The organism is Lelliottia sp., assembly GCF_045627565.1.
Lineage (GTDB): Bacteria > Pseudomonadota > Gammaproteobacteria > Enterobacterales > Enterobacteriaceae > Enterobacter.
On record NZ_JAZQNX010000023.1, the window covers coordinates 112,354 to 125,692 of the forward strand.

A 13,339-nucleotide genomic window follows, 5' to 3' on the forward strand; every position below is an offset into this window, starting at 1 on the left:
GCAGGAGGAATGATGACAGATACGCTAAACACGCCAGGGGGGAATTACGTCCCTGTCATTATTCATGAGGGTCTGGCGTACGTGAGCGGTCAGTTGCCGCGCCGGGGAGAAACGCTGCTGTACACCGGTAAGGTCGGCGCTGAGGTGGATCTCGCCAGTGCTCAGGAAGCGGCCGCGTTTTGCGCAGATTTGTGCCTGGATGCAGTCTCACAGGCGGTGGGTGGCGATGATAAAATCGTGCAGGTGTTGAAAGTGGTGGGGTATATCGCCTCAGCGCCAGGATTTATTCAGCAGTCGCAGGTGATGAATGGCGCGTCCGATCGGCTCGTTGAACGACTTGGCGTGCGGGGGCAACATGCCCGTACCTCCGTTGGCGTCGCCGAGCTGCCGCGCGGCGCGCCCATTGAACTGGAGATGGTTGTTGCCGTCAGGCAGTCATCACCCTTGAAAATTGCTTTGACTGAGGCTCTGTAAGGGGCCTCATTCCTTCCGTTTGTTCATCGCCCCTCTATGCTGTTTGGTGTTTCATTTTTTCATCTTGATAAAGGGTGAAATTTCTTACGCTCTGTTTCACCGCTTACTGCAAGCCTGCCCTCCCCACTGATTCCTGCTGGACGCCGCGTGGGTTTAAACCGCTTTAACATGACAAAATTTGCGCGTGACTGCGATCATGAAGATAGCTCATGTTGTCGTGAAATTTAGTCGCTTCCCCTCACTCATTGGCTCTGGCATAAAAGAGGCAATGTTAACGAATTGGCAACATGAAGACTGATTCTCCAAATACTGGAACATCCAGCGATAAAGTCAGTTTTTACGTCAGCACTCTGGAAGCGAGATTACTATGAATAAAAATTTCACATTCACAATTAAGCACAGTCGCTTCGATGAGAATTATAACCCGTCAGAAAATACGCGTATTACCACTAACTTTGCAAATCTGGCGCGCGGCCAAAACCGTCAGGAGAACTTACGCAATACATTGGCGATGATTGACAATCGCTTCAACACATTAGCGCATTGGGATAACCCTAAAGGCGATCGTTATTCTGTCGAACTCGACATCATCACCGTTGAGATGAATATTGATGTTGATGGTAATCGCACTCCCTTCCCTGCTATTGAAATACTGAAAACCAATATTCTGGATAAGAAAACGCATCAGCGTATTGAAGGGATTGTCGGTAATAATTTCTCTTCCTACGTGCGTGATTATGACTTTAGCGTGGTGCTGTTGGATCACAATAAAGATCAAGCTGAGTTTACCATTCCTGCTAATTTTGGTGATTTGCATGGCAACATCTTCAAATATTTCGCAAATTCAATCGAATACAAAGCCAACTTCAGCAAGCCTCCAGTGATCTGCCTGAGCGTTTCGAATAAAAACAGCTATGAGCGTACCGGAAACGAGCATCCTGTTTTGGGCTTTGAATATGCGCAAAATGGCTCTTCGCTGACTGAAGAGTATTTCAAAAAGATGGGTTTGCAGGTTCGCTACTTTATGCCGCCAAACAGCGCTGCGCCGTTGGCCTTCTTTTTCTCCGGTGATCTGCTGAATGACTATACGTTTATTGAACTGATCGGCACCATCAGCACTATGGAGACATTCCAGAAAATCTATCGCCCTGAAATTTACAATGCTAACTCGGTCGCTGGGCAATATTATCAGCCTAACCTGAATAATCAGGATCATTCATTAACCAAAATTGTTTACGATCGGGAAGAACGCAGCCAGTTAGCGATTGAGCAGGGGAAATTTACTGAAACGCATTTCATCAAACCCTATAAAAATATACTTGAGAAATTTTCTGCTCCTTGCGCGCTTTAATGAATTAAAAATAAAAAGGTCACCTGTTATGAAAACATTGCTCCCAACATCGACGGCTGGCAGTTTACCTAAACCGTCCTGGCTTGCTCAACCGGAAACCCTGTGGTCTCCGTGGAAACTGGAAAATGAAGAATTAATCGCAGGAAAACAGGACGCTCTACGTTTATCTCTGGACGATCAGCTGCGGGCCGGTATCGATATCGTCAGTGATGGCGAGCAAACCCGCCAACACTTTGTCACGACCTTTATCGAGCATCTCAGCGGTGTGGATTTTGAGAAACGCGAGGTCGTTAAAATCCGCAATCGTTATGATGCCAGCGTTCCAACAGTCGTCGGTGCCGTTGCTCGCCAGAAGCCCGTGTTTGTTGAAGATGCCAAATATTTGCGTCAGCTCACCACGCAACCGATCAAATGGGCGCTGCCTGGGCCGATGACGATGATCGATACGCTTTATGATAATCACTATAAAAGCCGCGAAAAACTGGCCTGGGAATTTGCCAAAATTCTCAACCAGGAAGCCAGAGAATTAGAGGCTGCGGGTGTCGATATTATCCAGTTTGATGAACCCGCCTTCAATGTGTTCTTTGACGAGGTGAATGACTGGGGAATTGCGGCGTTAGAACGCGCCATCGAAGGCCTTAAGTGCGAAACGGCTGTCCATATCTGCTACGGATACGGCATCAAGGCCAATACCGACTGGAAAAAGACGCTGGGATCTGAGTGGCGACAGTACGAAGAGGCTTTCCCAAAACTGCAAACCTCGAATATCGATATCATTTCACTGGAATGCCACAATTCACACGTTCCTATGGATCTGCTTGAGCTGATTCGCGGTAAAAAAGTGATGGTCGGTGCCATCGACGTGGCGACCAATACCATTGAGACGCCAGAGGAAGTGGCCAGTACGTTACGAAAAGCCCTTCAGTTTGTTGATGCCGACAAACTCTATCCTTCGACTAACTGCGGTATGGCGCCCCTCTCTCGTCAGGTTGCCAACGGCAAACTCAATGCACTGAGTGCTGGTGCTGAAATTATCCGCAAAGAACTCGCGACGAAATAACGTCTCGAGAGATTGCTAACACGACGTTTTTTCACAAACTCGTTGAATTATGTCCGCTTTTGCCCTCACGCCACGTATCGAATAACATCGGCCAAAAGCAACAGCGGACAATTCCCCTTTCCCGGACCAACCATTCGATCTCCTCCATCAGTTCCAATAAAATATGGATTTTCAGGATTACCTTATGGCGACACCAGCATGAGTCGACCAAGCTTATCCTTTTTGTTTATAAGGATGCCAGGCGATGAAACGCTTATTTATGTCGGTTTTCTCCAGCCCAGAGTCGTTACTGCAGGTGATGAGTCAGCAGGAGATTATTGAAGCCGTTGAGGACGGTGACCGTATTATTATTGACCAGGATGGAAATGCCTCGGTTAACTTCAAGAGCAAAGAGGTGCGGCAAGACTTCCTGCGCCACGTTAATGCTCTGAAGAGGGCTTAATATGGGAACGGCAATATTTATGGTGCTAATGGTCTGCGGATATTGGTATACCAGCCGCGATCTCTCCACCCGTTTTAAAATCAAGCGCTCCTTCGGTTGGGATGTCTATTTTCTTGTCGCGCTGTATGGCTGTATTTTCGTGTTGCAGGGCGTGATCGCCACCGGGCTGCTCTGGTTGCTGCTGCTTGGGCTCTCTTTCGCCGATAATCGGTTCCATTTTACCTCGCAGCACTATGCTAACTGGCAAATTGATTTTATGAACTGGAGCTTTTTGGGTATTCAGGCTCCGGTGATCCTCATGTTGGCTTTTGCGATCATTTTTTGTCTCTATCGCTCCAACTGGGCTGGCAGCGCCCGGCTGGACGGCGAAGGCAGGAAACAGTTGTATAAACGCCTGGCGCGTTCGAGCGGCATCGAACAGCTGCTTTATCAATGTATGGAAGAAGGCGAACTGGCGATGGTGACGCTTAAATCGCGGCGGATTTATATCGGGATGATACATACCGCGACGCTGGAATATGAAAAGACGGCGAATATCGTACTGATCCCGATGCTCAGCGGCTATCGTGATGGCAAGAAAATGGATATGCGTATTGAGCACAACTATAGCAAGTGGTACGCCGAACATGACATTACACTCGATTCAGAACCCAGAAGCGCAATGGCGTTCCGTAGGGTAATTATGCTGGATCAAATTGAAAGCCTTTCGCTGTTTGATCCCGCCAGCGCAAGCGCGCTGGACATGGAACAGCGGCCTGACACGGTGTGATGGTGAGCAGGACAGACTGCACGCAGCGCACGGTTAGCGTACAGTCTTCCTTTTACTGAACGTTATTCTTGAACGATAGCGCCAGCATCTTTCTTGATCTTCGGCCCTTCTTTTACGCTCAGATTAAGCCCTTTGGTTTCCAGTTCGGCATGACGAATGCGCAGTCCCTGGGCGGCCTCAATATTGACATTCGTAAAGTGGAAACCGCTGAGCGGGGCTTCCGGCGTACCAATGATATAGGCGGCCGCTTTGCTATCGCCAGTAGAGGTTAAATTCTCCACGGTGATATTACTGAAGTGCGGCGTTTTATATTTGTCGAAGGGCTGTTTTGGATCGCTGTCTGGCGGATAAATTTGTTCGCCGAGCGTAAAACCGCCCTCCTGAAGCAATTTTTCAACTTCAGCTTCAACAATAGGTGCGGCTTTATAATAGGCGGAGAAGACCAGGGGCACTTCGACGTTGTGCATTTTGGTGTTGCGATACACAATATTTTTCACCTCACCGCCCTTCCCGCGCGGACTTTTAATTCGGATGCCGTACATCGATCCTTCAAAGGTATTGTTTTCCACTAGCACGTTATTCACGCCGCCTGCACTTTCACTGCCAATGGAAATTCCGCGGCCTTGTTTCAAGGTATTATTGGCAATATAGATGTTATCCACCACGCCATCCGGGAAACGGGGATCGGCTTTTTCAGCTTTGATGGCGATATGATCGTCATTGCAATCGATATAGTTATTAGTGATGCGAATATTCTGACTGTCGATAGGATCAATGGCGTCCGTATTTGGCGCATGCCATGGAGAAAGAATTCGCGTACCGTTGATATCAACATTGTGTGCATAGCGAGTCACAACGTGGAAGCTTGGCGAATGGGTTAATGTGACGCCGTCGATCAGAATGTTATGTGAACGCGTGATGTAAATCAGCCGTGGACGGTCGGTACCGCCTTTTTTACCGGTCGCGCGGATGTTTTCTCTCCAGCGCTCCCACCACACAGCGCCCTGGCCGTCGATGGTTCCTTCACCGACGATAGCGACGTTTTGCGCGTCTGCGATACTGATAAACGGCAGCCAGCCGTTTTCCGCTTCGGCATATTTCGATTTCTCATCTGCACGATATGCAGCGACTTCGGTTGAAGCCACCAGCGTGGCGTCTTTTTCCAACTTCAGCTGAATGTTGTTTTTCAGAAACAGCGGATTGGTTAAGAAATTGCCCTTCGGCACCAGAACGGTCCCGCCGCCCGCGGCAGCGCAATCATCAATGGCTTTTTGAATGGCCTCGGTATTCAGCGCAATTTGCAGGCGATGGCCTTCAGCTCCGTATTGCGTGATATTACAAATTTTATCCGGAAACTTTACTGAACTCGCTGCCTGCGCGAGGTGAAAAGGTAATATGCCGACAGCCGCCGCCGCGACCCACAGAGGGAGAGTACGAGTGGACATAACGATATCCTTTCATCATTTTGGTTTATAGTTTTGTAAAACTAGCACCGCCGTTTCTTTTTATAGAGTGTGCCGATCACGGTTTGCGGCATGTTGTTAATTTGCCTGAAAATAGTGACGCATTTTTGGGCGGATGTATGAAGGATGGCGATTTTTGAAGGTTATTCGCCACCGAGTTGCGAGCAAAAAACCATAAGTAAGACATTTCTCTGCAGATCAGAAAATGGAGAGAGCCGGCCCCATTTGTCTCTTTTCGAAGTGATAGACGCGAAGGGGAAACAGCCTGCCGGAGAAAAATGACAGGCTGACTCATAACTATTGTTTCAACAAGCGTGGCAGCTGATTTTCCAGTTCAAGCAGGCACGCATCCATCATCTTTTGCGTTTCCTGTGCGACTTTCGCGTAGTTATTGGCTTTCCAGTCGCTCAGCGGCGCTGTTGCCCGCGCTGGGGAACATTCTGAAACGACATATGCACTCAACATGTTCCCGCCTTCCGGACGTTTATAGAACTTCACGCGGTAGGTTAAATCGTAGTTGGAATTGCTGGCCGACATATCGGTATAGACGAGTGACCACTGAGCGGCTGCAATAAACAGCGGCTGTTTGTAAGCATATCCGTTACCATTTTTCTCAAGCCAGGTCTTGATTTGGCTTTCCGCTTTCGGCCCTAAATAACGCGATGTTGGTTCTGGCATGGAATCAACGGACGAGCCTTTATAGTTATCCTTATCAAATGAGCTCGTGTTGATTCCCCCACCCAGCGCGACACTTAATATCGCTAATCCCATACCTGACCCAGAATGTGCCGGTGATACTTCACGCAGCTTTAGGTCCGCGTAACGATTGTTGTTCATGTCCACTGGTGTAAAGATCGTGGCGACATCCAGCGTACTGCCGTTAGCGGCCTGAACGTTGTGTGAGTTGACTTTTCCCGCGCAGCCGGTAAGAAAAGCTAAAGACATCGCGCCCGCTATGAGTAATTTGTTCATCGTTCGTTTAAATCCCTTTTATTAATAAATAACAATACCCAAGGTAGGGTCTCCTCTGTTATTACGGACAAATTAGAAAAACCTTTACCCTTATTGATTATTTTTTAAGGGAAATTAATGACCTTAATGTAAATTAGCATTTTGCCAGGGCTGAAGTGTGTGGGTATTAAGAATGAATGCACGCACACGTTCGCTGTCATTTACCACCATTGCTGACTTCTTCTAAAGTGCGGCCCATAAAAAAAGCAACGTGTTACCCGGCCTGCGAATCGTTATAGATCCCTTGAAAATTTAAGCGCGGGTTTATACGTTAAGGGCCGCATTCGCGGCCCTTCTGCTTTTTAGATCACAACACGGTTAGAACGCCTGCCAGTCCTTTTCGGAACCGCGCGGCGCTGCCGGTTTGCCTGGTATCACCGCTGGCGAAACCTGAGTGCGCAGAGGTGCGATATTCACTTCTGAATCCCGCAGCACAAAGACCCGAATACTTTCGATCAGGATGCGCGCCTGTTCTTTTAGCGAGCCACTTGCAGCCGAGGATTCCTCAACCAAAGAGGCGTTCTGCTGCGTCGTGGTATCAATCTGGCCCATTGTGATGTTGATCTGGGTGATACCCTCGCTCTGTTCGTGGCTGGCACGCGCAATTTCATCCACTAAGGTATGGACGCTTGAGACCGTATCAACGATCTCCTGCATACCGTTATCGGCCTGTGAAACCAGCCCACGACCATCGGCAATTTTGCTGACGGAGGCGCTGATGATGTCGCGGATTTCTTTGGCTGAAGCCGAGCTTCTTTGCGCCAGCGTTCTGACCTCTCCGGCCACGACGGCAAATCCACGCCCCTGTTCCCCTGCCCTGGCGGCCTCAACGGCTGCGTTCAACGCCAGAATATTGGTCTGGAAAGCGATGCCTTCAATAACGGCAATGATATCGCCCATCTTTTCAGCACCTTTATGAATCTCTTCCATGGCCGCTGAAACGTCATGCATACGATCGCTGTTGATTTTGACAACCTGTCCAGTTTCCGTGAACAACTCATTAACACGACGGACGTTGTCAGCCGTACTCTTGATGGTGGACGTTAACTGCTCAAGCGTCGCAGCCGTTTCGACCACGCCAGCCGCCTGTTCTTCTGTACGAGAAGCCAGATCCTGGTTACCCGCATCAATTTGATCCGCCGCAACAGAGATACTTTCTGCTCCGTGTCTTACCTGAAGGACCGTTGATCCCAGCTCAGACACCATCTCTTTCAGTGCGCTCATCAGCTGACCCAGCTCATCCGTTGAGTGAACCTTAACGTCTGTCGTCAGATCACCCTGCGCTGCCCGGCTGGCTACCGTCACGGCTTCCTTCAGCGGGCGCGTAATACTGCGAGTGATATACCAGGCGATTAACGATCCCAATACAATTCCGAAGAGAACTGACAACACAATCACCAGCTCGGTGAGATTCGACGCTTTCTTAATACTGTCGTGGGTGTCGTTGATAATCTGGTTTTGCAGTTCAAGAAGCGAGCGCAGAGTCTTGTTATATTCCTGCGTAACGGGCATAAATCGGGTAGATATGAATTCACTCATATTTTCATATTTTCCCTGCTCTGCCATCTCTAGCCCCTCTTTACGCAGGACAAGATATTTCGCTCGCGTCTCCTGAATGGCGCTGAAAAAAGCTTTCCCTTTTTCAAATCGCAAAAGCGGCTTGAGGGTGGATTGCACTTCCGAGGTTCTTGCAGTGTCGTTTTTAATATTATTGAGAATTTGCTCTCGCAATTTCGGGTCCTGCGTTGCCATCGCGGCGATGGTATTTCCGCTATTTCGGTCAACCAGGTTAATCCATTCTTGTACCAGTCGTTCCTTCTGTAAATCCTGATAGATCATAGTATTAACGCTAGTGCTGTTCGACTGCGTTAATTGCCATGAAATCATCCCCATGATGAGCATCATAAATAATACAAGAAAAAAACCTACACTCAGGCGGGTTCCAACACGCATGTTGCTAATTTTCATAACTCTCCCTTTTATAATAACTCTAATGATCATCCTGGAAATTAAGAGGTACGCTTAATGTCGACAAATCATTAGAAAGCCTTACGTTAATATCGGAGGAAATAGGTTTTTCTTCAGCACTAAATCAAAATCGGCTGAAATTAACAAAATAAACGTCGAGGCTATAGAGACTAAATCTCTGGCCTGCGCAGGGATAATGGAATTTTCGCGTAGCCTTGAAGGGATCACACGAAGAGATCACTAAAGATAAGGGTGTTTGGACATATTATCGTCACGAATAGATTATTTCAGGCGTGACACCACGAAGCACTGCGCCGGACAGCACTTAACGAGTCTGAGGTGTCGGCGTAAAAACGTGAAAGCGTGTTTAGAAAAGGGAGATCAGCAACGCGACGGGGAAACTCATAGGCCAGGTAGAACCGACCAGGACAGCGCTCAGAAAACGAATCCGCTTACGGTCTTTAGACAAAAACCAGGTGATGAGCGCGCACAGTGCCGCCATGACTCCGTAAAAGACCAACATTTTTTGATACAACGTCATTTTGTGCACCTTATCTAAAATAACCGCGCGCAATATGCGTTATATGTTGATACAGATCAAGTTTTAATGTTAAAGATTATCCCCTATAACTTTATGGATAATAACAATAGAGTAATTTGCATTACATCTTCCGGGTGTTTATTTCCCCCTTACGGCATGAACCCAAACGCTTCTCAGCGAACCCGACAATCAGGAAGGGTGTTTGTACCGTCATTTAAAGAAGGAATGGCTCCCCCTCTTTCTACCCCTTTAAAGTTGTATAATAAGTGCATCTTTTGCAAAGTGGCTTCGTCAGGGTCATGCTGTAATAGTCCCAGGATCTAGAGGGAGTTAATATGCTACGCATTCCGCAGAGTTGTATTCATACCCGTTCCACACCGTTCTGGAACAAAGACACCGCCCCTGCTGGCATTTTCCAGCGCCATCTTGATCAAGGTACGCGTCCGGGCGTTTATCCCCGTTTATCAGTGAGCAAGGGCGCGGTGCGTTATCTGGGCTACGCTGACGACGTTACCCCAAACCCTGACAGCGAACTCATCATTGAAGCCGGTCACTTCGGTGTCTTTCCCCCCGAGAAATGGCATCACATTGAATTGATGAGTGACGATACCGTCTTCAGCGTCGATTTTTTTGTCGAACCCGAGGTTTTGAAATCTCTTTGAACTTCTGAACGCTTATAAGGAAACACCTATGCTTCGTATTCCTGAAAATTTTGTCCACACCCGCGCGACGCCCTTCTGGAATAAAGATTCTGCGCCAAATGCCCTTTTCACCCATCACAACACGAAAGCAGGCGTTTATGGCCGCCTGTCGGTGATGCAGGGTGCGGTGAAATATTTCGGCTTTCCGGATGCCGACGCAACCGAACCCGATCTGGAACTCGTCATTGAAGCGGGTTCATTTGGTATTTCGCCGCCAGAAAAATGGCACCGCATTGAGCTTCTGACCGACGATACCTGCTTCAGTATTGATTTCTTCGCCGACCCGCAGGCAAACCTTCAAGGCGCAGGGCTGGGTAAAGTCGTAAACACACATAAGGGGTAACACTATGGGCAAAGCAACGTATACCGTCACCGTCACCAATAACAGCAACGGCGTATCGGTGGATTATGAGACGCAAGCCCCGATGGAGCTTTTGATTCCGGATGTCGCAGCAGACGTGGTGAAGGATTTAGTGAATACCGTTCGCGGTTACGACACTGAAAACGAGCACGACGTGTGCGGTTGGTAGGAGAATCGCCGGATGACATAACATCATCCGGCGCATGCTAAATCTTTCACAACCCTTAACAACATCATCAGTATTCCGCTTGCAACAATCTTATCCAAAACCCTTGCAGTGCGAATTCATCTCTCTTTGGCCTTTGGGTATCTATTTCTGTTAAGGCTACTTCTGTCACTAGAGTTGATTATTACTTGCTGTCGATTATACGGATTGCAGTACACAATCTATCACAATGAAAATCTGTATAAATAAACAGCAACTTAAACGTCAGTCTCGATCAGGCTTTAAGATAGTGCTATAGTCGTTCCCTTTAAAATTTTACTGATTTTGTTCAGATTACCTCACGGGACAACGGGGTCACACGATGCTGTTTAGCTCATCGATATTCATATTTATATTTTTACCTATCTCTTTTATGGGGTATTTTTTCCTTAATAATCGCAGGCTAATTTCTGCAGGAAAGTGCTGGCTTGTTGCATGTAGTCTTTTTTTCTATGGTTACTGGGATGTCAGTTATCTCCCACTACTTCTTGGCTCAATTTTCTTTAATTTTATGATTGGTGGTGCTGTTTCTCCATTCACAAAGGGTATTCGCCTTGGTATCTCGAGAGGTACACTGTTAGGTATTGCCATTAGTATTAACCTGGCTTTCCTGGGTTATTATAAGTATACAAACTTTTTCATTGAAAATATAAATAGTCTAACAGAGATAGAATTAACCTTTAGAAACATCATACTTCCTCTTGGAATTAGTTTCTATACTTTTACGCAGATTGCTTTCCTCGTTGATAGCTATCGTGGACAAGTCCAGGAGTACGATTTTATAAACTATGCTCTTTTCGTAACTTTCTTCCCACACCTAATTGCTGGACCTATACTTCACCACAAAGAAATGATGACTCAGTTCAGGTCAAAATGGACCTGGGCCATTCGTTATAAAAACGTATTTATGGGTTTATTCATCTTTAGTATTGGATTATTTAAGAAAGTTATCATTGCTGATAATTTCGCAATCTATGCAGATGCTGGTTTTGCTCCCGGTGCACAGCATGATTTTGTTAGTTCATGGGTCACGAGTTTATCATATACGTTTCAACTTTATTTCGACTTCAGCGGCTACTGCGATATGGCTATTGGCGCAGCACTTCTCTTTAACATATGGCTGCCCCTAAACTTCAATTCGCCCTATAAATCCCTTGATATACAGGATTTCTGGAGGAGGTGGCATATTACTCTCGGACGTTATCTCCGTGACTATATATACATACCGCTAGGTGGTAACCGCTGTTCTAATGTGCGTGTGCATATAAATCTTTTTGTGACGTTTGTTCTGGGCGGTCTCTGGCATGGAGCAAGTTGGATGTTTGTTATTTGGGGAGCATTGCACGGAGGTGCTTTAGTTATTCACCGCTGTTGGAAAAAACTTGGGTGCAATATGCCCTCACCCTTAGCCTGGCTGATAACATTCATTTTTGTGAACATCACATGGGTGTTTTTCCGTGCTCACTCTCTTGGTGATGCAAAGAAAATACTGTCCGGAATGATTGATTTTGGCTCGTTAAACGCAATGACAATGATACAAGCGCCTACAACGATGATCGAATGGAGCGGGACACTCGGTGATACGCTTGCGAATTATCTACCTGTACCTGTTGTAGAAAACTTTATCTGTCTGATACTTATATCATTTGCTTTCATTATGACTTCCTTTAAAAATGCCTACGAGTTAACAATTATCAAAGGTTCATATGTTGCAAAAACGATTTGGATGACAGTTCTTTTTATCATTGCAATGTTTGCGACTATCCAATCCACAAGCACAGTATTCCTGTACTTTAACTTCTGAGGAAAACGATGAAAAAGTACATTAACATTTTTTTACTTGCATCGTTTATAGGCTTGTCTATAGCACCTATTGTCAACATTTCAAATGACATTAGAGGCCCTAAAGACTTGAGTCAACAAGGCATATCATGGTTCAATCGGTCTAATTTATTCAATATGGATTTTACTCTTCCGTACCTTGGATATATCTATTACAGGCTTGGCCTTTCCATCTCTCCTGAGAATACAATGATTGGAAAAGATGGATGGTTGTTTCTTGGCGACCGCCATGCCTATGTAATTTCAGAATTAAGAGGCCAAAAACCTTTTAAACGCAAAAAAATAGAGGGGTTCGCAAACGCAAGGAGTCGCTGGGACCAGATGATTAAGGAACAAGGTGGCATTGGATATTTTGTTAGCGTAGCGCCGAATTCGCACACTATTTATCGCGAAATGATGCCTGAGTGGGCCGCAAAAGCCAATACAAGTCCAAATATCAATTACCTGTTACATCAAGCAAAAGATGATAAAACACTTGCCGACCTCAGTGAGTTAATTATCTCGCATAAGAACTCTTCACCGACTCCTCTGTATTATAAGACTGATACACACTGGAATGAATTAGGTGCATGGTATGGCTATCAGGCATTAAAGAATAAAATTAGCATGGCAGATCCGTCTTTAAAGTGGGTGGAGTATAGCAACATACACTTTAACTATAATGAGAGAAATGGTGGTGACTTAAGTCGTTTCTTACGAATTTCTCCTTTTATTAAAGATACTGAAGTTGCAGTTGAAATAAAGCCGAACTCAAAGCTGCATATTACTGACTGGGTAGGTAAAACTATCAGGGATAGTGACCTCTCTGACCGTCAAGAGAATATGACGCATGAGCTGATCATAAATTCCTCGAACGCGCTTAATAATAAAAAAGTACTATGGTTAAGAGATTCTTTTGGCATGGCACTTTATCCTTATATGAATGCAACATTCTCTACAATTATGCAAAAACACTACAAGGAAGTCTTAGAAGACCCCTGCCAGCTTAAGAGAGTGATTCGTGAATTCAAGCCAGATTTAGTTATAGTAACAGTGGTAGAGCGAAACTCGCTATCAACGTTCTTCGGTAATTATCCCGAAAAGAATAGCGTGGTTTTAGAGCAAAAACAGTTGTCCTGTAAAGGGTAAACGGCACTATCAATACTCTTTAT

Annotated in this window: 14 protein-coding genes; 10 read left to right on the plus strand and 4 right to left on the minus strand. The window is 46.2% G+C overall.

What is annotated here, in order from left to right; genetic code table 11:
- Nucleotides 1-9 precede the first annotated feature (9 nt).
- The 5 genes from ACKI5T_RS12785 (at nucleotide 10) to ACKI5T_RS12805 (ending at nucleotide 4,096) form a co-directional block, all read left to right on the plus strand.
- Nucleotides 10-474: a RidA family protein gene (locus ACKI5T_RS12785; protein ID WP_407437901.1), complete on the plus strand. Its 465-nt coding sequence runs from the start codon at nucleotides 10-12 to the stop codon at nucleotides 472-474.
- 367 nt (nucleotides 475-841) lie between these two features.
- Nucleotides 842-1,825, plus strand: coding sequence for a DUF1852 domain-containing protein (locus tag ACKI5T_RS12790; RefSeq protein WP_407437902.1), 984 nt, complete (start codon nucleotides 842-844; stop codon nucleotides 1,823-1,825).
- Between the two features lie 28 nt (nucleotides 1,826-1,853).
- On the plus strand, nucleotides 1,854-2,885 hold the full coding sequence (locus tag ACKI5T_RS12795) for a methionine synthase (protein ID WP_407437903.1): 1,032 nt from the start codon (nucleotides 1,854-1,856) through the stop codon (nucleotides 2,883-2,885).
- Between the two features lie 244 nt (nucleotides 2,886-3,129).
- The gene (locus ACKI5T_RS12800) at nucleotides 3,130-3,327 is read left to right on the plus strand and encodes a hypothetical protein (RefSeq protein ID WP_407437904.1); all 198 of its coding nucleotides are present in this window, start codon (nucleotides 3,130-3,132) and stop codon (nucleotides 3,325-3,327) included.
- Between the two features lies 1 nt (nucleotide 3,328).
- A complete protein-coding gene (locus ACKI5T_RS12805; RefSeq protein WP_012017504.1) occupies nucleotides 3,329-4,096 on the plus strand; it encodes a hypothetical protein in 768 nt (255 codons plus the stop codon).
- Between the two features lie 62 nt (nucleotides 4,097-4,158).
- Here the strand turns inward: ACKI5T_RS12805 and ACKI5T_RS12810 are convergent, their stop codons facing one another.
- From ACKI5T_RS12810 to ACKI5T_RS12825, 4 genes are all read right to left on the minus strand, one after another.
- Nucleotides 4,159-5,541 (minus strand): glycoside hydrolase family 28 protein, encoded by a 1,383-nt coding sequence (locus ACKI5T_RS12810; RefSeq protein WP_407437905.1) that lies wholly within the window; start codon nucleotides 5,539-5,541, stop codon nucleotides 4,159-4,161.
- Between the two features lie 315 nt (nucleotides 5,542-5,856).
- On the minus strand, nucleotides 5,857-6,531 hold the full coding sequence (locus ACKI5T_RS12815) for a hypothetical protein (RefSeq protein WP_407437906.1): 675 nt from the start codon (nucleotides 6,529-6,531) through the stop codon (nucleotides 5,857-5,859).
- A 357-nt stretch (nucleotides 6,532-6,888) separates the two neighbouring features.
- Nucleotides 6,889-8,538, minus strand: coding sequence for a methyl-accepting chemotaxis protein (locus ACKI5T_RS12820; protein ID WP_407437907.1), 1,650 nt, complete (start codon nucleotides 8,536-8,538; stop codon nucleotides 6,889-6,891).
- A gap of 367 nt (nucleotides 8,539-8,905) precedes the next feature.
- Nucleotides 8,906-9,079 carry a GhoT/OrtT family toxin gene (locus ACKI5T_RS12825; RefSeq protein ID WP_071818741.1) on the minus strand — a complete coding sequence of 58 codons (174 nt, stop codon included), beginning with the start codon at nucleotides 9,077-9,079 and terminating at the stop codon, nucleotides 8,906-8,908.
- 335 nt (nucleotides 9,080-9,414) lie between these two features.
- On the opposite strand from ACKI5T_RS12825, the gene ACKI5T_RS12830 reads away from it, so the two are divergent.
- From ACKI5T_RS12830 to ACKI5T_RS12850, 5 genes are all read left to right on the plus strand, one after another.
- Complete coding sequence (locus ACKI5T_RS12830; RefSeq protein ID WP_407437909.1) at nucleotides 9,415-9,741, plus strand: DUF1971 domain-containing protein; 327 nt, start codon at nucleotides 9,415-9,417, stop codon at nucleotides 9,739-9,741.
- Nucleotides 9,742-9,769: 28 nt separating this feature from the next.
- A complete protein-coding gene (locus ACKI5T_RS12835) occupies nucleotides 9,770-10,123 on the plus strand; it encodes a DUF1971 domain-containing protein (protein WP_407437911.1) in 354 nt (117 codons plus the stop codon).
- 4 nt (nucleotides 10,124-10,127) lie between these two features.
- On the plus strand, nucleotides 10,128-10,310 hold the full coding sequence (locus tag ACKI5T_RS12840) for a DUF1869 domain-containing protein (protein ID WP_012017513.1): 183 nt from the start codon (nucleotides 10,128-10,130) through the stop codon (nucleotides 10,308-10,310).
- A gap of 358 nt (nucleotides 10,311-10,668) precedes the next feature.
- Nucleotides 10,669-12,150, plus strand: coding sequence for an MBOAT family O-acyltransferase (locus tag ACKI5T_RS12845; RefSeq protein WP_407437913.1), 1,482 nt, complete (start codon nucleotides 10,669-10,671; stop codon nucleotides 12,148-12,150).
- Between the two features lie 8 nt (nucleotides 12,151-12,158).
- Entirely contained in the window at nucleotides 12,159-13,316 is a 1,158-nt protein-coding gene (locus ACKI5T_RS12850) for a DHHW family protein (protein ID WP_407437915.1), read from the plus strand.
- Nucleotides 13,317-13,339 lie beyond the last annotated feature (23 nt).

Excerpts from the sequence above, each read along its gene's own strand:
- ACKI5T_RS12785 (WP_407437901.1), top strand. The coding sequence starts at position 10 with ATGATGACAGATACGCTAAACACGCCAGGGGGGAATTACGTCCCTGTC.
- ACKI5T_RS12790 (WP_407437902.1), top strand. The coding sequence starts at position 842 with ATGAATAAAAATTTCACATTCACAATTAAGCACAGTCGCTTCGATGAG.
- ACKI5T_RS12795 (WP_407437903.1), top strand. The coding sequence starts at position 1,854 with ATGAAAACATTGCTCCCAACATCGACGGCTGGCAGTTTACCTAAACCG.
- ACKI5T_RS12800 (WP_407437904.1), top strand. The coding sequence starts at position 3,130 with ATGAAACGCTTATTTATGTCGGTTTTCTCCAGCCCAGAGTCGTTACTG.
- ACKI5T_RS12805 (WP_012017504.1), top strand. The coding sequence starts at position 3,329 with ATGGGAACGGCAATATTTATGGTGCTAATGGTCTGCGGATATTGGTAT.
- ACKI5T_RS12810 (WP_407437905.1), bottom strand. The coding sequence starts at position 5,541 with ATGTCCACTCGTACTCTCCCTCTGTGGGTCGCGGCGGCGGCTGTCGGC.
- ACKI5T_RS12815 (WP_407437906.1), bottom strand. The coding sequence starts at position 6,531 with ATGAACAAATTACTCATAGCGGGCGCGATGTCTTTAGCTTTTCTTACC.
- ACKI5T_RS12820 (WP_407437907.1), bottom strand. The coding sequence starts at position 8,538 with ATGAAAATTAGCAACATGCGTGTTGGAACCCGCCTGAGTGTAGGTTTT.
- ACKI5T_RS12825 (WP_071818741.1), bottom strand. The coding sequence starts at position 9,079 with ATGACGTTGTATCAAAAAATGTTGGTCTTTTACGGAGTCATGGCGGCA.
- ACKI5T_RS12830 (WP_407437909.1), top strand. The coding sequence starts at position 9,415 with ATGCTACGCATTCCGCAGAGTTGTATTCATACCCGTTCCACACCGTTC.
- ACKI5T_RS12835 (WP_407437911.1), top strand. The coding sequence starts at position 9,770 with ATGCTTCGTATTCCTGAAAATTTTGTCCACACCCGCGCGACGCCCTTC.
- ACKI5T_RS12840 (WP_012017513.1), top strand. The coding sequence starts at position 10,128 with ATGGGCAAAGCAACGTATACCGTCACCGTCACCAATAACAGCAACGGC.
- ACKI5T_RS12845 (WP_407437913.1), top strand. The coding sequence starts at position 10,669 with ATGCTGTTTAGCTCATCGATATTCATATTTATATTTTTACCTATCTCT.
- ACKI5T_RS12850 (WP_407437915.1), top strand. The coding sequence starts at position 12,159 with ATGAAAAAGTACATTAACATTTTTTTACTTGCATCGTTTATAGGCTTG.